This is a genomic window from Mesorhizobium sp. B2-6-4 (assembly GCF_006441495.1).
Taxonomy (GTDB): Bacteria; Pseudomonadota; Alphaproteobacteria; order Rhizobiales; family Rhizobiaceae; genus Mesorhizobium.
On record NZ_VFUE01000007.1, the window covers coordinates 202,087 to 223,060 of the forward strand.

Consider the following 20,974-nt stretch of genomic DNA (forward strand, 5'->3'; position numbering starts at 1 on the left):
GTTCGAGGGGCGCTGATCTGCGCGTTTTTAGCCAAGGTTGGCGCCGCCCCTCATCCGCCTGCCGGCACCTTCTCCCCGTATAGTGACGGGGAGAAGACGGCTGAACGCGAAGTCGGCGTCTATTCTGCAAACGCTTAAAATTGGCGCAATCATCGGTGAAGGTGTCCTTCTCCCCGGCAGGGCGATGAGGGGCAGCGCCAGCTTTCCGATTGAATAGATCAGTTCTTGCCAGCGCCGGCCTGGCCATGCGTCTGGTGCTCCAGCAGCCTCTCAGCCTCAGCCACCACCCTCGCGGGCGACACTCGCTCACCGGGCGCGGCCTGCAGCGTCGATGCATAGGGGCCGCGCGGGCCGGTCAAACCCGGCTCCGTGGCCAAAAACACCGCGACCGTCGGCAGGCCGAAGGCGCTGGCGAGATGCGTGAGCCCCGTGTCGGCGCCGATTACCAGCCTCGAGCTGCCCAGGATCGCCGCTATGTCGGCCAATGGTGATTTTGGCACGATGCTCGTCGATGGAACTGCCCGGGCGATCGCTTCGGCCACCGCCTGTTCGCGCTCGTCCGACCAGGTCGTGACCGGCGTCATGCCGCGCTCAACCAGCAGGCGGCCGGTTTCGATCCAGTCTTCAACAGGCCACTTCTTGTCCTCGCGGCTGGTGCCGTGCAGCAGGAAGGCCGTGTTGCCGGCTATGCCGGTCAGATTGCCGGGCGGCGGCACAATGCCCGAATCCAGCATCGAAAGATCGGGCCGGTAGCCCAATGCCAGCCCGAAAAGCCGCCGCGTCCGTTCGATGGCGTGGAGGTTGCGAGGGACGGCGTGGCCGACGTCGTAAAGCAGCGTTGCCGAAGGCTCGCGCGCGCTTGAGCGGTCGAAGCCGGCGATCGGCGCTTTCGCCTGCCTGGCCACCAGCGCCGACTTCAACAGGCCTTGCGCATCGATGACCAGATCATAGCGGCACGCACGCAAGGCGCGTCGCAAGGCGGTCGCCTCGCGCCAGGTGGCCTTGTCGAAGAGATGTTTTCGCCAACGCCGGATGGCGACCGTGTGGATGGTTCCGACTGCGGGGTGCAGCGCGACGATGCCGGCGAAAGCCTCCTCGACGCACCAGTCGAAAGCAATATCGGGCCGTGCGCGGCGCGCATCCTGGAGCGCCGGAAAGGTGTGGACGACGTCGCCCATCGACGATGTCTTGACGATCAGCACCCTCATGCGCCGGCCGGGATGTCCAGCAGCCGGTCCGCCGCCGCCATGACCCGTGCGACCTCGAGCGTCTTCAGGCAATTGAGGTGGCCGAGCGGACAGATCTTGCGGTGGCAGGGCGAGCAGGACAGGCCGAGCCAGACCAGTTCGCGCCGTTCGGCCAGCGGCGGCGTGTTCTGTGGCGAGGTCGAACCATAGACGGCGACAACCGGCGTGCCGACCGCCGCCGCAACATGCATCAGCCCGCTGTCGTTGGAGACCGCCAGCCGCGCGGCCGCGATCAGGTCGATGGCGTCCTCCAGCCGCGTCTGGCCGGCCAAGTCGACCACGCCAGGAGCGAGGGCTGCGATCTCCGCTGTCACCTCGCGGTCGTTCTTCGACCCGAACAGCGCGACCTTGAACCTTCTGGCCATGAACTCCCGGGCAAGGCCGGCATAGTGTTCGCTCGGCCAGCGCTTGGCCGGGCCGAACTCAGCACCCGGCATCAGCGCCACGAATTTCTGCGGCCCCAGGCCGAAACGGTCGAGCAGGGTGGCCTGGTTTTTGGCGTCCACCGTCAGATGAGGCGCCCGAAAATCGCCACCCCGTGCAAGGCCGAAATAGGCCTGCGCGGTGCGCCGTTTCACGGCCTCCGGCAGCGGAACGATATCGGTCAACAGGCCGTAGCGCATTTCCCTGAGATGGCCGAAACGGCGTGGAATGCGGGCAAAGAACGGGATCAGCGCCGACTTCCAACTGCCCGGCAGGATATAGGCGCTGTCGTAACGGCCGCGCAGCAGGCGGCCGAAGCGGCGGCGGTGTGCAAATTCGAGCGCGCCGGGTTTCAGCGGGAAATCGATCTGCTGGCGGACCTCAGGCATACGCTTGACCAAAGGGGCCGCCCAGGCTGGCGCCAGCACGTCGATCGCCGCATTTGGATGAAGCTCCTTCAGCGCCGAGAACAGGCACTGCGCCATCACCATATCGCCCACCCAGCGTGGGCCGATCACGAGGATCGCTGGGCTTTCAGCCATTCGACATAGTCTCTGACGCCGGTTTCGACGCTGCGGAATTGCCCGTTGTAACCGGCCGCGCGCAGACGCGACATATCAGCTTGCGTGAAGCTCTGGTAGCTGCCCTTGAGGTGGTCGGGAAAGGGGATGTACTCGATCTCGCCCTTGCCCAGCGTGTCGATGACGGTTTCGGCAATGGCGCGGAAGGGTTGCGCCCGGCCGGTGCCGCAGTTGAAGATGCCGCTCGCGCCGCGCTTCCACAGCCACAGATTGACATCGGCGACATCGCCGACATGAATGAAGTCGCGGCTTTGCTCGCCGGGGCCAAAGCCGTCATGGGCGCCGAACAGCTTTGGATTCTCGCCACGCCCGACCTGGTTGAACAGATGAAAGGCGACCGAGGCCATGGCGTCCTTGTGCGCCTCGCGCGGCCCATAGACGTTGAAGTAGCGCAGGCCCGCGACCTGCGAATGATCGGTATCGAAGACATTGCGCCTGACATAGTCATCGAACAGCTTTTTTGAATAGGCGTAGACGTTGAGCGGCCGCTCAAGCTCCGCGTCCTCGCGGAACTCGGAGCCGCCGCCATAGACCGATGCCGAGGAGGCGTAGAGGAAGGGCACGCGCAGCGCCAGGCAGGCATGCAGCAGCCGCTTCGAATAGGCGTAGTTCACCTCCATCATGAACTTGCCGTTCCATTCGGTGGTGGTCGAGCAGGCGCCCTGATGGAAGACGGCCTCGATGCGGCCGAGCCCGCCGTCCTCGAGGCGGGCCAGGAAATCGTCCTTGTCGAGATAATCGGCGATCCGCAAGTCAGCAAGGTTGGCGATCTTGTGGCCATCGCTCAGGTCGTCGACGACCAAAATGTCGTCGTGGCCCTCCGAATTGAGCGCGGCGACGATGTTGGAGCCGATCATGCCGGCGCCGCCCGTGACGATGATCATGAACGCCTCTGGTTGCTTGCGATTCCGGCCCTTATAAGGGAGGCTTGCGAAGCTGTCGACAAAGCAGCGTTGCCGGGCGGCACTGGGATCCGCAAGAACAATCGAGGGGTGGACCCGCCCGCGATTGTCCTGCACGGCACAGCGCGCCACAGTGGCGCCGCAAAGCTGACGCTTCAGTCGGCTCGCGCCGCCGGACGCGATCATGAGGGCCAGGAATGCCATCGACAGAGCTGCTCGTCGCGTTTTTCGCCACCACCGCGATCTTCGCCTATATTCCAGGCCCGGCCATGCTCTATGCCGCCGCGCAGACGATGGCGCGCGGCCGCTGGTCCGGCCTGACGGCGGCGCTCGGCATTCATCTGGGCGGCTATGTTCACGTCTTTGCCGCCGCCGCCGGCCTGTCCGTGCTTTTCCACGCCGTGCCGCCGCTCTACATGGCGGTCAAGCTCGTCGGCGCGCTCTACCTGATCTGGCTCGGTGTGGCGCTGTTCCGCAAGCGCGCGGAAGGCGACATGGCACTGCCGGCGATCGAGCGGAAATCGGCTTACCGCGCCTTTTTCGAGAGCATCGCCGTCGAGGTGCTCAATCCGAAGACCGCGATCTTCTTCATGGCCTTCCTGCCCCAGTTCATCGATGCCTCTGCCGCATTCCCGGTCTGGCTGCAATTCGTCGTGCTGGGCACGACAGTCAACCTGATGTTCTCCTCGGCCGATATCGTCTGCGTGTTCCTGGCTGGTGCCGTGATCGGCAGGCTGCGCCGCTCCAGCAGCGCCCAGCGCATGATGCAGCGAGCCGGCGGCGCGGTGCTGGTCGGGCTTGGCGTCCATGTCGCCTTGCAGAAGAGTTGACGAGGCCAGCCGGCGTTGCGCTGGCTCGAATTGCGGTATATCGGCATCGCCATGAACGACCGATCCCGGCCAATTTGTCCTCCATGCATCTTCAAAACCGGTTTTTGCGCGTTGCCAGTGACATGACCAAGCACGACCCACTTTCCCCCGAGCCCTTGCACCGCGCCATCGCGCACTTCGGCCAGGCCACCGTGCTGGTGGTCGGCGATCTCATCCTTGACCGGTTCGTCAACGGCATCATCGAGCGGATTTCGCCTGAAGCGCCGATCCCGGTGCTCCATGGGCGCGGCGAGAGCCTGGCGATGGGCGGCGCCGGCAATGTCGTGGCCAACATCATCTCGCTCGGCGCCGCCGCCATTCCGGTCTCGGTGATCGGCTCTGATACGGCAGGCGACAGCCTGGTGCGCATGCTCGGCGAGCTTGGCGCCGACACGACAGGCCTGGCGCGGGAGCGCGGCCGCATGACGTCGTCCAAGAGCCGCTTCAGCGCGCTCAACCAGCAGGTGCTGCGCTTCGACGAGGAAGAGATCAAGCCGCTCGGCGCGGCGGAGCGCGCGGCGCTGGTCCGGCATTTCCGCGCCGCGCTGGCGCACGCCGACATCGTCATCCTGTCGGATTACGGCAAGGGCATCCTGCTCGACGGCGTCGCCGGCGAATTGATCGCGATCTGCCGCGAGGCGGGAAAGCCGGTGCTGGTCGATCCGAAGGGCCGGGATTATGCACGCTATGCCGGCGCGACCGCCATCACGCCCAACCGCAAGGAACTCGGCGAAGCGGTCGAACGGCCGGTGTTCAGCGATGACGAGATCGTGGCCGCGGCGCGCGAGCTGCTTGCGGCGCATGGCTTCGACTTCGTCGTCGCCACGCGCAGCGAAAAGGGCATGAGCGTCGTCGGTCCGACGGAGGCGCGCCACATCGCCACGCAGGCGCGCGAAGTGTTCGATGTGTCGGGCGCCGGCGATACGGTGATCGCGACCTTCGCGCTGGCGCTTGCCGCCGGCGCCGATCCGGCCGCGGCCGCCTCGATCGCCAATGCAGCCGGCGGCGTTGTGGTGGGCAAGCGAGGCACGGCGCGGCTGACGGTCGAGGAACTCAACGGCGCGCTGTTTCGATCGCACGGTCCGAGCGTCCACAGGGATGCCATCCTCGACGCCAAATCGGCCGCACGGCTGGTGGCGGCGTGGAAGGAGGAAGGCCTCAGCGTCGGCTTCACCAATGGCTGTTTCGACATCCTTCATGCCGGCCATGTCAGCCTGCTGCACGCGGCGCGCAGCCAGTGCGACCGGCTGGTGCTCGGCCTCAACAGCGATGCCTCGGTGCGCCGGCTGAAGGGGCCGGAACGGCCCGTCAACGACCAGCACGACCGCGCCTGCGTGCTGGCGGCGCTCGCGTCGGTCGACGCGGTGGTGGTCTTCGACGAGGACACGCCGCTGGCGCTGATCGAGGCGCTTCTGCCCGACATACTCGTCAAGGGCGCCGACTACACGGTCGACACCGTGGTCGGCGCGGACGTGGTGCAGAAAGCCGGCGGGCGCGTGGTCCTGGTCGATCTCGTCGCCGGCAAGAGCACGACCGGCACCATCGGCAGGTTGCGCTCGGCCGGCAACAAGAATTGAGGGTTTCATGTCCGAACTGAACGATTACCTGGTCCGCTCGGCGGCCGCGATCACGGCGCTGGTCGAGCGCGATCTCACAGGCGCGATGGAACGTGCGGCGAGCGCGATCGTCGCCGCCCTTTCGTCGGGCAAGGCGCTGCTGATCTGCGGCAATGGCGGTTCGGCCAGCGACGCCATTCACATCGCCGGCGAACTGGTCGGCCGCTTTCTCAAGGAGCGCAAGGGCTACAATGTCATCGCGCTGCCGGCCAATGCCGCGGTGCTGACCGCCTGGGGTAATGATTACGGCTTCGACACCGTTTTTTCGCGCCAGGTCGAGGCGCATGGCGCTGCCGGCGGCGTGCTTCTGGCGATCTCGACCAGCGGCAATTCGCCGAGCATCCTGGCGGCCGCCGAACAGGCACGGACCATGGGCATGACGGTGATCAGCCTGACAGGCGACACAGGCGGCAAGCTCGCGCCGCTCACCGACATCCTGCTCAACGTGCCCTCGACCTCGACGCCGATCATCCAGCAGGGGCATCTGTGCCTCTACCATCACCTGTGCGAGGTGGTGGAAGCGCGCCTCAGCAATGGCTGACAAGGCGCCGCACCCGTTGGCCGAGCCGGGCCTGTGGGTGGAGCGGATAGGCGGCAGGGTTTTTCCCGCCGGCCAGCCGGCGCTGTTCCTCGATCGCGACGGCACCATCAATGTCGATACCGACTATCCCAGCGATCCGGCCGAGATCGAGCTCCGGCCGCAGATGCTGCCGGCGATCGCCGCCGCCAACAATGCCGGCATCCCGGTCGTGGTGGTGACCAACCAGTCCGGCATCGCGCGCGGCTATTTCGGCTGGAGTGCCTTCGCTGATGTGAACCGCCGCGTGCTCGAGCTGTTGCGCGATCAGGGCGTTGTCGTGGACATGGTGCTGGCCTGCGCCTACCACGAAGCTGGCGTGGGGCCGCTGGGCATATCGGATCACCCGATGCGCAAACCCAATCCCGGCATGCTCTTCGAGGCGGCGAAACGCCTCGATCTCGATCTCCGGCGGTCGGTGATCGTCGGCGACAAGCTGGCCGACATGGAGGCAGGCCTGGGCGCCGGCCTGCCGCAGGGCTGGCTCGTCGGCGGCGAGGCGCAGCTTCGCTCCGGCTTCGTCATCAGGCCCTTGCGGGACAGCAGCGACCTCGACGGTCTCATCGCCGCCATAGGGCGGCTCGATGGCCGGGATAAGCGGTCTTGATCCGGGCCTGACCGCTCACGCCGGTTCGCTGCCTTGCGAGGCCTCATACAGTTTGGCCTCGGTGGCGAAGGAATAGATCATCACCGACATCGAATAGACGAAGCCGTGCCGGCCGCACAGGAAGTAGCGCTTGGCCAGGTAGAATTTCAGGAAGTTGCCGAGCGGCGAAAGCACCAGCCGCACCAGGCCCGGCTTCTTGCCTTTCTCGACCAGGGTGGCCGCCTTGAGGCTGGAATAGGCATTTGCCCGGGCCAGATCCTCCTCGACCGATATTTCGCGGCGATGCAGCAGCACGCCGCTTTCGATCGTGCTGGTCTCGCCGGAAACGCCGAAGGATTCATGGACCCGCGCGGTCACGTCCATGGTCGCACCTTCCCGGCGGAAAAGCCGCAACAGCCTGTTGTGCAGCACCCAGCGATGGGCATAGCCGTAGCCCTTCAGCCAGTCGCGGCGGCGGATGTACCATCCGCTGATGCCGGCATTCGCCGTCTCGACCGCCGCCATGATCGACTGCCGCAGCCGGTCGTCGACGCGTTCGTCCGGGTCGATCGAAAGACACCAGGGCTGCGTGGCGTGGTCGAGCGCGAATTGCCGCTGATGCGGAAAACCCGGCCAGCCATTGTGCAGCAGCTTTATCGGATAGCCCTCAGCGACAAACTGCCGAACGATGTCCAACGTGGCGTCGGTGGAGCCTGAATCGACGATGACGATCTCGGCGCAAAAATCGATGCTTTCGAGGCACGGGCCGATCATATCGGCCTCGTTCATGCAGATGATGAGCGCCGAAATCGGGCTTGCAAACCTGGTCATGGTCCCTTCCACGGCGGATTGTCCTTGGAACTTACGCTGCTTGGGCAAGGAAACCAATCAGGCGCCAAATCGCACAAGACGATCCGGCTGCCTGCGCCTGTCCGTTATCAACGCGGCGGCGATGTGGCGAAATTCCGGAATTCGCTTTGGCCGGGCGCCGCAATCGATCGGCGTCACGGCCGCTCGAACGAGACCAACCCTTCATCCTTGACCCGGCGGATGGTGAGGGCTGTGCGCACCGTGTCGACGTTCGGCGTGGAGGTCAGTTCCTCGATGACAAAGGTCTGGAAGGCGCCGAGGTCGCTTGCCACGCAGTGCAGGAGGAAATCGGATTCGCCCGACACCATCCAGGCATCGCGTACGACCGGCCAGCCGCGCGTGCGCTCAGCGAAGATGCGAAGCTCGGCATCGGCCTGATGGTGCAGGCCGACCAGGCAGAAGGCGACCACGTCGAGACCGAGCGCCGGCGCGTTGAGCAGCGCCCGATAGCCGCGAATGATGCCGGCTTCCTCCAGTCGCTTGACGCGGCGTAGGCAAGGCGGTGCCGAAATGCCGACGCGGTTCGACAGTTCGACATTGGTCATGCGCCCATCTGCCTGCAATTCGCGCAGGATCTTCCAGTCGATTGCGTCGAGGTCGGCCTTGAGCGGCATTTCGGGGCTTTCGATGATTGCGGGTGGCGCAAGAATCTTGCGGGATTTTGTAATTAAACGACTTTGCTGTCCACGCCATCCCCTACGAAGAAATCCGCGTCGTACCGGGGCGGTTCGCCCGGTGCGACAAAGCTTTCCGGGGACGAACGCCAACTTGCCTTGCTGGCGTCGTGGGCAACACTTACATTACGCGCGACATCGACGAGTTTTCCATGCCGCAAACGCCGGCAGCCCTCCGCAGAGGCTTTTCATGACCACCAAGCACGCGCCTGTCCTCATCATCGGTTCCGGCCCGGCCGGTTATACCGCGGCGATCTATGCCGCCCGCGCCATGCTGAAGCCGATGCTGGTCGCCGGCCTGCAGCAGGGGGGCCAGCTGATGATCACCACCGACGTCGAGAACTATCCCGGTTTCGGCGAACCTATCCAGGGTCCATGGCTGATGAGCGAGATGCTCAGGCAGGCCGAGCATGTCGGCACCGACATCATCGCCGACATCATCACCGAGGTCGATCTCAACGTGCGGCCGTTCCGCGCAACGGGCGATTCCGGTACCGTCTACACAGCCGATGCCCTGATCATCGCCACCGGCGCGCAGGCCAAATGGCTTGGCATTCCGACCGAACAGGCGTTCATGGGCTTCGGCGTATCGGCTTGCGCCACATGCGACGGCTTCTTCTACCGCGGCAAGGATGTCGCGGTGGTCGGCGGCGGCAATTCGGCAGTGGAAGAAGCACTCTATCTGTCGAACCTCGCCAAGAGCGTGACGGTCATCCACAGGCGCTCGGACTTCCGCGCCGAACGCATCCTGCGCGAGCGGCTCTTGAAGAAGGACAATGTCCGCGTCATCTGGGACACGGTTGTCGACGAGATCACCGGCCGTCCGGGCAAGACGCCACTGCCGCCTTCGGTCGAAGGGTTGAAGCTGCGCAACGTGGTGACGGGTGTCGAGACGCAGCTCGAGGTCGACGGCGTGTTCGTCGCGATCGGCCATGCGCCGGCGGTCGAGCTGTTCGTCGGCAAGCTGAAGCAGAAGCCGAACGGCTATCTGTGGACGGCGCCGGATTCGACCCGCACCGACGTGCCCGGCGTGTTCGCCGCCGGCGACGTGACCGACGATATCTATCGCCAGGCGGTGACTGCGGCGGGGCTGGGCTGCATGGCGGCGCTCGAGGCGGAGAAGTACCTGGCCGGCATCGAGGTGCATCGCGAGGCGGCCGAATAGCGGTTCGCAAACTGTTGAAAGAACGGCTTAGAAACGCCGTGTAAAAGCCTGATTTTTCATTCAGACGCCAAACAGGAACGAGGGGAATCATGGCGTTGGACTGGGACAAGCTACGCGTGTTTCACGCTGCGGCGGAAGCAGGGTCGTTTACACATGCGGCCGAGACGCTGCACCTGTCGCAATCGGCGATTTCGCGCCAGGTCAGCGCGCTCGAGCATGATGTCGGCGTGCCGCTGTTCAACCGCCACGCCCGCGGCCTGGTGCTGACCGAACAGGGCGAGATGCTGTTCCGCACGGCGCATGACGTGCTGATGAAGCTCGAGACCATCAAATCGCGGCTGACCGAGACCAAGGACCGCCCCTCCGGCGTGCTCAGGGTCACGACCACGGTCGGGCTCGGCGCCGGCTGGCTGACCGAACGCGTGCAGGAGTTCATCGAACTCTATCCTGAAATCAGCCTGCAGCTGATCCTCGCCAACGAGGAGCTCGACCTGACCATGCGCCAGGCCGATTGCGCCATCCGGCTGCGCCAGCCGCAGCAGCCGGACCTTATCCAGCGCCGCCTGTTCACGGTGCATTTCCACCTCTATGCTTCGCCAGGCTATATCGCCAAGCATGGCAGGCCGGCTTCGGTGGCCGAGCTCAAGGCGCATCGCATCGTCACTTTCGGCGTGCCGGTGCCGGCGCATCTGTCGGAGCTGAACTGGCTGGAGACGGTCGGCGATTTCGAGGGCGGCCAGCGCGTGCCGACGCTGCAGATCAACGATATATTGTCGATCAAGCGCGCGGTCCAGGGCGGCGCCGGCATCGCCATGCTGCCCGACTATGTCATCTCCAAGGATTCCGGCCTGGTGCAGCTCCTGCCGGAAACGGAGGTGCCTTCCTTCGACACCTATTTCGCCTACCCCGACGCGATGAAGAACCAGGCGAAGCTGCACGTGTTTCGCGACTTCATCATCGCCAAGGCGCGGAGCTGGTCGTATTGACCCCGGAGATCGCGCAGACTCTCACCCCCGCCAGCGCGTCAGGCGGGGCAGCCAGGCGGGCACGTTGCGGCGGTAGGTTTCGTATTCATCGCCATAGCGGCGTGCGAGCGTCGGCTCCTCGTACAGCTTGACGAAGGTGGCCATGGCCGCGGCTGCCATGGCGGCGTAGGCGACAAGCGTCCAGCTTGAAAACAGCAGTGCCTGGCCGATGATGATCGACAGCACCGCCACATACATCGGATTGCGGACATGGCGGTAGAGCCCGCCGACCACCAGTCTCTCGGTCGGAGCGACCGGAGCAGGCGTGCCGAGGCCTTCAAGCGCAAAGCAGGCGAATGCATGCAGCAGCGCCGCCACGGCGACCGCGATGAGGATCCAGCCGAGCGGGGCAAGACCCGGCAGGCTCGACCATGGCCGGTCCCAGCGATCCGTCAGCAGCCACGGCACGAGGCCGGCGACGATACAGGGTGCCGCGATGAAGAACGCAGCACTGCCGGCGATCGCCGAAAAGGTCCGCATTGCTTGTCTCCCGCCTGAAGCATGTCACGCCCAAACCGATTCCCGCGACGCGCGCAAGTCTTTGTTGTTCACGTCGCTGCCGAACCGAGGACACTTTGCGCGACATGCATTAGTTGCCTCGGAAATAAACGCCTGCTGCCTCATTCCACGCCATTGCGCATTTTTGACATTTCGGGATGAAAACCGAGCGTGATTCGCGATTCCGCCGTGACAATTGTCTCATTGCGGGTTCCGCTTCGGTGATTCTGCTGGTCCTATTGGGTCCAGAAATGGCTTAGACCACAGCCTGCGTCTTTTTGCATGCGTGTGTTGCAAAATAGATGCTTGTTTCTTGGGCATGATGAGCACATATATAGTTCATCTCCTGGGCGCGTTCTCCTCCCATTAGCGCCCTCGAGTGTTCCCCTCTGGAGGTTAGCCTTAACAGGCACTTCCAATCAAACTCAGCCGGATCTTCATTGATCCGGCTTTTTTGTTGCCCGGACGCTGCCGGAAGGGCGGGAAAATCCACCGAAATAGCCACGTAACAGTGACATGTAACCTCTGGTAACATGTCAAAGGCGCTCGGCTCCTGCTAAGCAGATCATAGGACGCGGTGTGGTCGGACGGGAGATGGGGGCATCACTCGGACGATCCGGGCTCAGGCGGCTACCGCGTCCGAACCTTCTTCCGCCGAAGCGGCGACTTCAAGATGCGGCGGACCTGCCGTTTCTCCTCCCAAGAAAACGGTCCGCAAACAAAACGGCGTCCGGCCCCCCCGGGCGTCGTTTTTTGTTTTTGTTTGCGCCCTCTCGAACAAGGTTCGAGAGGGCACTCACCCAAATCTTTGTGGATGTCGATGTCCCAAAGCCGAGATCACTTTAGACGACATGCATCAGTATCAGGCTGCCTTGCCGTTGGCATTCATCGCTTCGTCGGCGAGCCGGCCGGTGAGTTCGGCCATGTGGTCGAAGACGGCGCGGTAGCTGGCGACGCCCGAGGTGGCCGAGCGCAGCTCGATGATCAGATCGCCGATCTCGGATTGCGGCATGGTCGCCTCGACGACATCCCATCCTGGCCAGCCGGGCCGCGCGTCGTAGCCGAGGATCTGGCCGCGCCGCTGCGGGATCAGCGCGATGATCTTCGAGGTCGCATCGGAGGGCGTCACGATCTCGACCTTCATCACTGGCTCCAGGAGCACGGGCGAACAGCCCGCCATGCCTTCCTTCATGGCAAGCTTGGCCGCCATCTGGAAGGCCATGTCGGAGGAATCGACCGCGTGGTAGGAGCCGTCCGACAGGTTGACGGCGACGTCGACGACGGGAAAGCCGAGCGGGCCCGACTTCAGGTAATCGCGTATGCCGCTTTCGACCGACTGGATGTAGGTCTTGGGCACCACGCCGCCGGTGATGGTATCGGTGAACTGGAAACCTGCGCCGCGCGGCAGCGGCTTTATCTCGATCACCACATCGCCGAACTGGCCGTGGCCGCCGGACTGCTTCTTGTGGCGGCCGCGCTGCTGCGCCGATTTGCGGATAGTCTCGCGGTAGGGCACCGCCGGCGGATGGCCTTCGACCGGAATCTGGTTCTTGCCCTCGAGCCGTTCGCGTACGACGCGCAGGTGCATTTCTCCATGGCCCGACAGCACGGTCTCGGCCGAGTCCTGGTTATGATGCAGGCTGAGCGAGGGATCTTCTTCGGCCAGCCGTTGGATGGCGGCTGACATCTTCACCTCGTCCTTGCGCTCCTTCGGCCGCAAGGCGAAAGCGAAGACAGGCTGCGGCGGCTCGAACTGGAGCAGCGGCTTCATGCCGCCCTTGGCCGAGGTCAGCGTCTGGCCGGTCTTGACCGCGTCCAGCTTGCCGAGCGCGACCGTGTCGCCGGTCTTCGCCGCGGTGAGCTTCGACTGGTCCTTGCCAAGCATCCTGTAGATGCCGGACACCTTTGCCATGTCGCCGCCGGGCAGCCAGAGCTCGGAGCCATCGGCGACCTGTCCCGAAAGGATGCGCGACACCGACAATTTGCCTCCATGCGGTGTATGGATGGTCTTCATCACCTGAACCACGGTCGCGTTGCCTTCGGGGGCGCCGAGCCGTTTGCGGGTCGCGTCGATGTCGGGCGCATCATGGCGGATCGCCTTCAGGAGACGCAGCACGCCATTGCCTTTCTCTGCGGTGCCGATCAGCACCGGCGTGACGGCGCCGTCGCGCAGATCCGCGGCAAGATCGTCGAAGACCGCGTCCTTGGGCGGCTCGATCTCCTCGAGCAGCTGTTCCATCAACTGGTCGTCATGGTCGGCCAGCCGTTCCAGCATCGAAAAACGGGCTTCCAGCTCACGCGCCTTTTCGTCGCCGGGTATCTGGGCCACCTCGCTCTCGGCATATTCGCGGTAGATGTAGGCGCGTTCCAGCGCCAGGTCGATCGAGCCAATGACGACGCCGTCCTTGCGCAGCGGTATCTGGCGCAGAAGCAACGGCACCGCACTTGCAGGCTGCAGCATCTTCAACGTGTCGCGCACGCCGGCAATCGCCTTGTCGACCTTGTTGAGAAACAGGATGCGCGGCACGCCGAGATCGTCGAGCTTGCGCATGATGAGCTGGAGGGCGGGGATCTTCTTCTCGTCGGCCTCGGCGACGACCACCGCGAGGTCGCAGGCGGCCAGCACCGGTTCGGCCTCGAAGGAGAATTCGATCGATCCGGGACAGTCGACGAAGGTGAACTGCTCGCCCATGAATTCTGTGGTGGCGAAGGTCGCCTCGACGCTCATGGCGTGCGCGCGCGCCTCGGGCGAATGATCTGAAACGGTGTTTCCCGAGGAAACCGGGTTCTGGCGGGGAATGGCGCCCGTGCGGGCCAATAGGGCTTCGAGAAGTGTCGTCTTACCGCTTGCGAAGGGACCGACTATGGCAATGCATTTCGGTCCCGTGCGTCGTCCTCCGGCGCGATTACCCATGACTGACCTCCACTCAGGCGTTTCCCTGGAGACCGACTGGCATTCATGGTTCAGGCCAAGGTCAGTCGGTCCTGAGCGGCGGCCGGCCTGTTCGACCGTCGCGGGCGGGCTTGTCTTCAACCGGCCCAAAGGTATCGTCCCACTTGTTTGCCGGCAGGGCAAGGAAAATAGGTAGCCTCAAGGGCCGAGCGCGCGGTGCGGTTGCCGCTGATTTGCAAGCCGAACAGACCGGTTGCGTCGACGGCCATATCGGCCGAAACTAGGGTCTCGAAAGAAGAGCGGCGTCGCCGCCGCCCGCATCGCCACCAGTTCCAGGGATCGAACGATGAAGATCATTGCTTGCGGCAGCACGCCGACCGTCATCGCGCCGGAAAAGTACTTCACCGGCCGGGTGCTGCAGACGCCGATCATCGAGAAGGAGGCTCCGGCACGGCTGCGGGCGACATTGGTCAGCTTCGAACCGGGCGCGCGGACCCACTGGCACACGCATCCGCTTGGCCAGACGCTGTACGTCACGTCGGGCGCCGGCCTCGCCCAGACCTGGGGCGGTCTCATCCAGGAGATCAGGGCAGGGGACGTCATCTCGTTCGCGCCAGGCGAAAAGCACTGGCATGGCGCCGGGCCGAAAACGGCCATGACGCATATAGCCATGCAGGAAGCGCTCGAGGGCGTGCATGCCGACTGGCTGGAAGCGGTGACGCCGGCCCAATATGGCGGCTGAGTACCGTGTCGAGCCGATCTAAAAACCCGGCGTTTGGCCGGGTTTTGTTTTCACGATCAGGTCAGTGATGCCGTAAAGCGCTGGATGCGCGTGCACGCCTCCTCCAGCAGCGTCTCCGACGTGGCGTAGGAGATGCGGAAGTTCGGACCGAGGCCGAAGGCCGAACCGAATACCACCGCCACGCCCTCGGCCTCGAGCAGCTCCGAGCAGAAGGCCTCGTCAGTGTCGATCACCTTGCCGGCCTTGGTCTTCTTGCCGATCAGCTGGGCGCAGGACGGATAGACGTAGAAGGCGCCTTCCGGCGACGGACAAGAGATGCCGCGCGCCTGGTTGAGCATCGAGACGACGAGATCGCGGCGCCCCTGGAAGATCGCCTTGTTCTTGGCGATGAAGTCCTGCGGGCCGTTCAGCGCTTCGACCGAGGCCCATTGCGCGATGGTGCAGGCGCCCGACGTCTGCTGGCCCTGGATCATGTCCATCGCCTTGATCAGCTGGACGGGACCCGCGGCGTAGCCAATGCGCCAGCCGGTCATGGCATAGGCTTTCGACACGCCGTTCATGGTCAGCGTGCGCTCATAGAGCTTCGGCTCGACCTCGGCGATGGTCTTGAAGACGAAGTCGCCGTAGGTCAGATGCTCGTACATGTCGTCGGTCAGCGTCCAAACATGCGGATGCCTGAGCAGCACGTCGGCGAGCGACCGAAGCTCGGCCTCGGTGTAGGCGGCGCCCGACGGGTTCGACGGCGAGTTCATCAGCAGCCACTTTGTGCGCGGCGTGATGGCCTTTTCCAGCACAGCGGCAGTGAGCTTGAAGCCATTGTCGATCGAAGTGTCGGCGAACACCGAGGTGCCGCCGCAGATCGCCACCATCTCGGGATAGCTGACCCAATAGGGGCGTGGGATGATGACCTCGTCGCCGGGATTCAGCGTCGCCATGAAGGCGTTGAACAGGATCTGCTTGCCGCCAGTACCGACGATTGTCTGTTCGGGCTTGTAGTCGAGATTGTTCTCGCGCTTCAATTTCTTCGCGATCGCTTCGCGCAGCGGCACGATGCCCGACACCGGCGGATATTTGGTCTCACCACGGCGGATCGCCTCGATCGCCGCATTCTTGATGTTGTCGGGCGTATCGAAATCCGGTTCGCCGGCACCCAGGCCGATGACGTCGCGGCCGGCATTTTTCAGCTCGCGGGCTTTCTGCGTCACCGCGATGGTGGCGGAAGGCTTCACGCGTGAAAGGGTGTCGGCAAGGAAGGCCATGACCTTTTTCTCTCCAGAAAGGATCAGCGCGGCCAGGAGCGGCCGCGGCGCTTCTCATGTCGCATCATTCCCGTGAGTGCAAGCATTGTCGGCTGGGCCAGTGCCGCAAGGAGGTCAATGAGCCGTGATCGACAACAGAAAGTTCATTAACGGGCGGTAGAGGCTTGCGTGGCAGGATCGCAACCCAATTGCGCCAGTTCGCGGAGCGAGGAACCTTGTCGCGCAGCATCGGGCTTGCCCATATCATCCGTCATGATGACGGCACCTCGTCAGGTGTCTGGGGCATTTATACGCTGCAAAGCGCCTTCCAGCCGATCTTCGCCTTCAGGGAAGGCAAGCTGTCGGTTGCCGCCTTCGAGGGCTTGATCCGGCCGTTCCGCGACGGCGAGCCGCAATCGCCAATGAGCTTCTTCAGCACCTGCCCGGCCGCCGACCGGCTCCATGTCGAGGCGCTGACTAGGACGCTGCATCTGCTGAATGCCGGCGCCTGCCTGCCGCAGGAAGCGTCGATCTTCGTCAATTTCGATCCATCGGTGTTCACCGAGCGCGCCGTTGCCGACAATGCCTTGCGCGAAATGCGCCTGGTGCTGCACGAGGCCGGCATCGATCCGGGCCGTGTCGTGTGCGAGGTGACCGAGCAGCGTCCAGCCTCGCAGGAGACCCTGCACGGTTTCGTCGCGGCGTTGAAGGGCAACGGCTTTCGCATTGCCGTCGATGACTATGGCGCCGACGATTCCGACATCAACCGCATCAAGGAGTTGAAACCCGACATCGTCAAGTTCGATGCCCACTGGATCACGCAGTTGATGGAGTCCGGCGCCGGCTTCGCGCTGCTGACGTCCATGGTGAAAAGCTTCGAGGCACAAGGCATCCGCACCGTGTTCGAGGGCATCGAGGAAGGCTGGCAGCTGGAGCTGGCCGAGAAATCCGGGGCTTCGATGGTCCAGGGTTTCGTGCTGGCACGGCCGGAACTGGCGCCGACCAGCTTCCGCGTCTTCGGCGAGGACGGGCCATCGCCTGCCGCCGACAGTGCATCTTCCGTCCCGGCAGCCGCGCCGCATACCGCGCGGGCGGCGAAAGCCTTTGGGCGCAGGGGCACACGATGAGGCCCGAGCGGCGGCGCGATGTCGGCGATGCGATCTTCATGGACGAGGTCGGTATCGAATATGGCGTTTATGGCGACTTCCGCCTGCGCAGCGCCTACCAGCCGATCTTCGCGCCGCGCGGCCGCTTCCTGCACGCAATCGCGGTCGAGGGCCTGATAGAGCCGCATCGCGCCGGCCGGCCGGGCGCCGCACGGGCGTTCTTCGAAGGCGTCGCGGCCGAGGACCGGCTGTTCGTCGAAACCATGTGCCGCGTGCTGCATCTCAGGAACTTCCGCAACATCGGCGTCGACGGGCTCGATCTGTTCTTCAACTACAATCCATTGGTCAACGCCCATCGGGGCCGGGCCTTGGCCGAAATCCGGCTGATGAGCAGGCATCTCGGCGAGCTCGGCCTGGCCCCCGGCATGCTGGTCTGCGAAATCACCGAACAGGCGGCCGACGACACGCTGCTGGCCAGGCTGGTGCGCGAGATGCGCCGCGACGGCATCCGCATCGCCATCGACGATTTCGGCACCGGCCACTCGACCGAGGAGCGGGTCAGCCTGCTCAAGCCCGATATCGTCAAGATCGACGGTGGCTGGTTCGCGCAATTCTGCCGCCACGCCGCCGCCGAGCGGTTCTTCCGCCCGCTGGTCTCCAGCCTGCACGACCGCGGCGCCAAGGTCCTGGTCGAGGGCATCGAACAGCCCACCCATCTGCGCGTCGCGCTCGATGGCGGCGTCGACCTGCTGCAAGGTTTTCTACTCGCCCGGCCGGCGCTGGCCGGGGTGATCTTCGACGAGCGACCGCTCGCCATCGACGCGCTGCTGGGCAGGGACAGCAAGGTGGTGCCGCTGTTCGGGTAGCGCCGTGTGCTACACATCAGCGGCGCTGATCGTCGCGCCAAAACTAATCATTGGTGAGGACGGCGCGGCTACGATAATCGCGTCTGCACATGGCAGCGCTCGGGGACCAGCGATGATACTTTACAGCATGATCGACAGCGGCAACTGCTACAAGCCGCGCCTGCTGATGGCCAAGCTCGGCCTCCCTTTCACCACTGTCGAGGTGAGTTCGCACACGGGCGATACGCGAAAAGCGGATTTCGTCGCCAAGAATCCGAACGCCATGGTGCCGCTGCTGGAGCTCGACGACGGAAGGCGGATCGCTGAATCCAACGCCATCCTGCTCTACCTCGCGGAGGGCACGCGCTTCCTGCCCGCGGACAAGTATGAGCGCGGGCTCGCCTATCAATGGCTGTTCTTCGAACAGTACAGCCACGAGCCCTATATCGCCGTGCGCAAGGCGCTGCTGACCTTTCCCGAAAGGGCCAAGGACGCGACGCCGGAGCGGCTGGCGGTGACACTGGAGCGCGGCAACAAGGCGCTCGGTGTCATGAATAAATACCTGGAGAACAACGCGTTCTTCGCCGGAAACGCCTACAGCGTCGCCGACATCGCGCTCTACGCTTATACGCATACGGCGGAGCAGGGCGGCTTCCAGCTCGACGCCTATCCGGCGGTGGCTGCGTGGCTTGACCGCGTGGTGGCGGATCCGGGGCACGTCTCTATGGAGTGGGTAGGGTAATTTTATCCTCAACCTCGCCACCGCCCCGCGGCTCTTTTGGGCGAGGCGCGCCAAACAGGCGCGAGGCCCGGCCACCCATCGTCCGAGAAGCTGCGCGGGAGCTATTTCAACAAATGGTCGTAGTAGGCATGGGTGCCGATCCAGAACCAGATCACATCTTCATTGTTGCGTATGGCAACAGCCCGGTAGTTTCGTCGACCCGCGCCGACCAATAGCAACCTACCTGCTTGAAATGTAAGGAGGGATGAAAAGGATCGGAACGCAGTATAACAAAACGCCTGTCCGCCTTTGCTTTGTTCGACGACGACAGTTTTTCATAAGCCTTCCAGAATGATGGAGAGGCGACGTTGTTCACAGGCCGAGTCCGGCCGGCGCGATGGTCAGCCAATGCCTGTTCGGCAAGCTTGTCCAATCGCCCCGCCCTCACGTCGGTCTCGATCTGCCGATCCCACAGGTCCGCCTGGAGCGCCTCGAACCATGCGGCAAACGCCTTCAGCTCCTCGGGGCTCAGTTCGGTGATGGACTTTTCGATTTGCTCAAGCTTGGTCATGGCCGGATAATACCACTCTAGTGGTACCACAGGTGGGACTCCAGGTTCGGCTTTACATGCCTGGAATCCAGGCAAATAAAAAGGCGGGACAATGCCCGCCTTCCCATTTCGGTAGCCTGATCGGGAGCGTCCGGTCCGGGCTGGCAGCTATCTGCTGATCCGGCTTGTCGGGTCTTTCCGCTCCGGCGCGCTTCTCGCGCGACCGTCAGTACATCCGTGACTTGCCGCGCGCCCCGGGCTGTCGCCCGGCGCGCGCCATTTTCAAAATCAGGCTGCCTTGCTCAGAGATCCAGCGGACGACTTGCCAGTGCGGCGGTCCTGCTCGATCTCGAAGTTGATCTTCTGGCCTTCGACCAGGGTCGACAGTCCAGCGCGCTCGACAGCGGAGATGTGGACGAAAACGTCCGCGCCGCCCGCGTCAGGCTGGATGAAGCCGAAGCCCTTGGTGGCGTTGAACCACTTGACCGTTCCAGTTGCCATAAAAATAGTCCTTCACATTTGCTTTGGTTTGACCGAACCGAGGTCCAGCCGGTGTGCATCGAGATTTTGGAGATAGACGTCAGCAAACGCGAAGATCGCGAGGCCCGGATCGATCGGCCGAAATATCAATGGGGCTGATATAGGCTGCTTTCGCACGAAATACAAGACTGCGTGAGAAAGCCGTGATCGAGGGACCGCCCAACGGCCGCCCCAATCCGGTGAAACCGTTGCGTCAGATGGCGCTGTCCGTGGGCCGCGCATCAGGGGAGAGGACCATGAAGACCGTTGTTCTGGCAGCATGCCTGACGCTGGTTGCCGCCAAGGCCCAGGCGATCTCGCGCTACGATCCGACGCGGATGGAGTGTGGCCGCGTACAGGCGACGATCGCGCGGCAGGGCGCCGTCATCCTGCGTTACCAGTCGAGGCGGGTACCGGGACTGCCACTCTACGACCGCTACGTGCAGAGCCAGCAATTCTGCACCATGGGCGAGGTGAGGACACGCGCCTATGTGCCGAGCGCCGATACGAAATCCTGCCTGGTCTACAATTGCAAGCGACCGGACAACGACCGGCGTTTCCGCCGGCGGTTTTTTCATAACGACTAGGCCATAGCCTGGCGCGGCTGCTATCGCGTCAAAATCCGAACGAGACCTGCGCTGGCGGCGGCGGGCCGACGCGCACGCCTTCCATGGCCAGCATCTTTTCCTTGGTGGTCGAGCCGCCGGGCGCGGAGAAGCCGCCGATCTTGCCGCCGGCGGCGACGATGCGGTGACACGGAATGACCAGAGGCACCGGATTGGCGCCAAGCGCGGCACCCGTTTCGCGCGGCAGGCCGGCATGGCCGGCGCGCTTGGCCAGTTCGCCATAGGTGGTGGTTTCACCATAGGCTAGCTTTCGCGCCGCGCCATAGATGGCGAGGCGGAAATCGTCGATGCCGTCGAGATCGACCGGCACGGAGGAGAAATCGACGTCCTCGCCTGCCGCATAGGCCTTGATCGAGGCGATCAGCTCGACCACCCACGGCGGCTGCACGGTAGCGGCCGAAACGCCGGCATGGCGCAGCAGCCGCCGTTCCACTGCCTCGCGGCTGCGTTCGGGCAGGCAGAGCCGGATCAGGCCTTTTTCGCTCCAGGCAATGCCCATGAAGCCGATCACTGTTTCTAACACTGCGTGGCCGGCTGTGATCTGCGACGGCGTTTGCATGGCGTGCTCCTTTCGCAAAATGGCCAGAAACCGGCATTCATGCCGGTACATATCAGGAACAATATGGCATTTCGGCCCGAGTCTCGCCACCCGAAAACCACCTGAGCGCCCCGATTGCTCGCCAGGAATCGCTGGTGTAAGG

At 64.0% G+C, this 20,974-nt stretch carries 21 protein-coding genes and 2 pseudogenes; 11 read left to right on the plus strand and 12 right to left on the minus strand.

Annotated elements, in window-relative coordinates; genetic code table 11:
* Window positions 1–218: 218 nt before the first annotated feature.
* Genes waaC through rfaD form a run of 3 tightly spaced genes read right to left on the minus strand, consistent with a single transcriptional unit; the run spans window position 219 to window position 3,135 of the window.
* The gene (gene waaC / locus FJ426_RS12105) at window positions 219–1,208 is read right to left on the minus strand and encodes a lipopolysaccharide heptosyltransferase I (protein ID WP_140516818.1); all 990 of its coding nucleotides are present in this window, start codon (window positions 1,206–1,208) and stop codon (window positions 219–221) included.
* Entirely contained in the window at window positions 1,205–2,212 is a 1,008-nt protein-coding gene (gene waaF, locus FJ426_RS12110; RefSeq protein ID WP_140516816.1) for a lipopolysaccharide heptosyltransferase II, read from the minus strand. The genes waaC and waaF overlap by 4 nt, the downstream gene beginning before the upstream one ends.
* Entirely contained in the window at window positions 2,185–3,135 is a 951-nt protein-coding gene (rfaD, locus tag FJ426_RS12115) for an ADP-glyceromanno-heptose 6-epimerase (RefSeq protein ID WP_140495962.1), read from the minus strand. The genes waaF and rfaD overlap by 28 nt, the downstream gene beginning before the upstream one ends.
* Window positions 3,136–3,350: 215 nt before the next feature.
* On the opposite strand from rfaD, the gene FJ426_RS12120 reads away from it, so the two are divergent.
* The 4 genes from FJ426_RS12120 to gmhB all read left to right on the plus strand — a co-directional run bounded on the left by FJ426_RS12120 (window position 3,351) and on the right by gmhB (window position 6,822).
* The gene (locus FJ426_RS12120) at window positions 3,351–3,983 is read left to right on the plus strand and encodes a LysE family translocator (protein ID WP_140495961.1); all 633 of its coding nucleotides are present in this window, start codon (window positions 3,351–3,353) and stop codon (window positions 3,981–3,983) included.
* A gap of 122 nt (window positions 3,984–4,105) precedes the next feature.
* A complete protein-coding gene (gene rfaE1, locus FJ426_RS12125; RefSeq protein WP_140495960.1) occupies window positions 4,106–5,599 on the plus strand; it encodes a D-glycero-beta-D-manno-heptose-7-phosphate kinase in 1,494 nt (497 codons plus the stop codon).
* Window positions 5,600–5,606: 7 nt separating this feature from the next.
* Window positions 5,607–6,179 (plus strand): SIS domain-containing protein, encoded by a 573-nt coding sequence (locus tag FJ426_RS12130; protein WP_140556028.1) that lies wholly within the window; start codon window positions 5,607–5,609, stop codon window positions 6,177–6,179.
* Window positions 6,172–6,822: a D-glycero-beta-D-manno-heptose 1,7-bisphosphate 7-phosphatase gene (gene gmhB / locus FJ426_RS12135; protein ID WP_140560641.1), complete on the plus strand. Its 651-nt coding sequence runs from the start codon at window positions 6,172–6,174 to the stop codon at window positions 6,820–6,822. Before FJ426_RS12130 ends, gmhB begins: the two co-directional genes overlap by 8 nt.
* 15 nt (window positions 6,823–6,837) lie before the next feature.
* Here gmhB and FJ426_RS12140 read toward each other — a convergent pair whose 3' ends face one another.
* On the minus strand, window positions 6,838–7,632 hold the full coding sequence (locus tag FJ426_RS12140) for a glycosyltransferase family 2 protein (RefSeq protein ID WP_140560642.1): 795 nt from the start codon (window positions 7,630–7,632) through the stop codon (window positions 6,838–6,840).
* A 173-nt stretch (window positions 7,633–7,805) separates the two neighbouring features.
* The gene (locus FJ426_RS12145) at window positions 7,806–8,285 is read right to left on the minus strand and encodes an Lrp/AsnC family transcriptional regulator (RefSeq protein WP_140495956.1); all 480 of its coding nucleotides are present in this window, start codon (window positions 8,283–8,285) and stop codon (window positions 7,806–7,808) included.
* 250 nt (window positions 8,286–8,535) lie between these two features.
* On the opposite strand from FJ426_RS12145, the gene trxB reads away from it, so the two are divergent.
* On the plus strand, window positions 8,536–9,510 hold the full coding sequence (gene trxB, locus FJ426_RS12150; RefSeq protein ID WP_140516807.1) for a thioredoxin-disulfide reductase: 975 nt from the start codon (window positions 8,536–8,538) through the stop codon (window positions 9,508–9,510).
* 89 nt (window positions 9,511–9,599) lie between these two features.
* Window positions 9,600–10,496, plus strand: coding sequence for a LysR family transcriptional regulator (locus FJ426_RS12155; protein ID WP_140495954.1), 897 nt, complete (start codon window positions 9,600–9,602; stop codon window positions 10,494–10,496).
* 21 nt (window positions 10,497–10,517) lie between these two features.
* Here the strand turns inward: FJ426_RS12155 and FJ426_RS12160 are convergent, their stop codons facing one another.
* Together FJ426_RS12160 and FJ426_RS12165 are read right to left on the minus strand one after the other, a co-directional pair.
* Window positions 10,518–11,015 carry an isoprenylcysteine carboxylmethyltransferase family protein gene (locus FJ426_RS12160; protein ID WP_140560643.1) on the minus strand — a complete coding sequence of 166 codons (498 nt, stop codon included), beginning with the start codon at window positions 11,013–11,015 and terminating at the stop codon, window positions 10,518–10,520.
* 880 nt (window positions 11,016–11,895) lie between these two features.
* A complete protein-coding gene (locus tag FJ426_RS12165; RefSeq protein ID WP_140560644.1) occupies window positions 11,896–13,947 on the minus strand; it encodes an elongation factor G in 2,052 nt (683 codons plus the stop codon).
* Between the two features lie 325 nt (window positions 13,948–14,272).
* Here FJ426_RS12165 and FJ426_RS12170 point away from each other — a divergent pair, with 325 nt between their 5' ends.
* A complete protein-coding gene (locus tag FJ426_RS12170; protein WP_140495951.1) occupies window positions 14,273–14,668 on the plus strand; it encodes a cupin domain-containing protein in 396 nt (131 codons plus the stop codon).
* Window positions 14,669–14,724: 56 nt separating this feature from the next.
* Here FJ426_RS12170 and FJ426_RS12175 read toward each other — a convergent pair whose 3' ends face one another.
* Window positions 14,725–15,927 carry a pyridoxal phosphate-dependent aminotransferase gene (locus tag FJ426_RS12175; protein ID WP_140728571.1) on the minus strand — a complete coding sequence of 401 codons (1,203 nt, stop codon included), beginning with the start codon at window positions 15,925–15,927 and terminating at the stop codon, window positions 14,725–14,727.
* A 215-nt stretch (window positions 15,928–16,142) separates the two neighbouring features.
* Here FJ426_RS12175 and FJ426_RS12180 point away from each other — a divergent pair, with 215 nt between their 5' ends.
* The 3 genes from FJ426_RS12180 (at window position 16,143) to FJ426_RS12190 (ending at window position 18,599) form a co-directional block, all read left to right on the plus strand.
* Window positions 16,143–17,033: an EAL domain-containing protein gene (locus tag FJ426_RS12180; protein WP_140556021.1), complete on the plus strand. Its 891-nt coding sequence runs from the start codon at window positions 16,143–16,145 to the stop codon at window positions 17,031–17,033.
* The gene (locus tag FJ426_RS12185) at window positions 17,030–17,878 is read left to right on the plus strand and encodes an EAL domain-containing protein (protein WP_140495948.1); all 849 of its coding nucleotides are present in this window, start codon (window positions 17,030–17,032) and stop codon (window positions 17,876–17,878) included. The genes FJ426_RS12180 and FJ426_RS12185 overlap by 4 nt, the downstream gene beginning before the upstream one ends.
* Window positions 17,879–17,990: 112 nt before the next feature.
* Window positions 17,991–18,599, plus strand: coding sequence for a glutathione S-transferase family protein (locus FJ426_RS12190; RefSeq protein ID WP_140825216.1), 609 nt, complete (start codon window positions 17,991–17,993; stop codon window positions 18,597–18,599).
* A 101-nt stretch (window positions 18,600–18,700) separates the two neighbouring features.
* On the opposite strand, the pseudogene FJ426_RS12195 reads toward FJ426_RS12190, so the two are convergent.
* The 3 genes and pseudogenes from FJ426_RS12195 to FJ426_RS12200 form a co-directional block, all read right to left on the minus strand.
* A pseudogene (locus FJ426_RS12195) lies at window positions 18,701–18,954 on the minus strand (hypothetical protein).
* Window positions 18,952–19,149 (minus strand): annotated as a pseudogene (locus tag FJ426_RS31335) (hypothetical protein); the annotation flags it as partial. The pseudogenes FJ426_RS31335 and FJ426_RS12195, both read right to left, overlap by 3 nt.
* A gap of 267 nt (window positions 19,150–19,416) precedes the next feature.
* The gene (locus tag FJ426_RS12200) at window positions 19,417–19,629 is read right to left on the minus strand and encodes a cold-shock protein (protein ID WP_010910991.1); all 213 of its coding nucleotides are present in this window, start codon (window positions 19,627–19,629) and stop codon (window positions 19,417–19,419) included.
* 275 nt (window positions 19,630–19,904) lie between these two features.
* On the opposite strand from FJ426_RS12200, the gene FJ426_RS12205 reads away from it, so the two are divergent.
* Complete coding sequence (locus FJ426_RS12205) at window positions 19,905–20,234, plus strand: hypothetical protein (protein WP_140675544.1); 330 nt, start codon at window positions 19,905–19,907, stop codon at window positions 20,232–20,234.
* A 28-nt stretch (window positions 20,235–20,262) separates the two neighbouring features.
* Here the strand turns inward: FJ426_RS12205 and FJ426_RS12210 are convergent, their stop codons facing one another.
* On the minus strand, window positions 20,263–20,832 hold the full coding sequence (locus tag FJ426_RS12210) for a methylated-DNA--[protein]-cysteine S-methyltransferase (RefSeq protein WP_140524866.1): 570 nt from the start codon (window positions 20,830–20,832) through the stop codon (window positions 20,263–20,265).
* Between the last annotated feature and the right edge of the window lie 142 nt (window positions 20,833–20,974).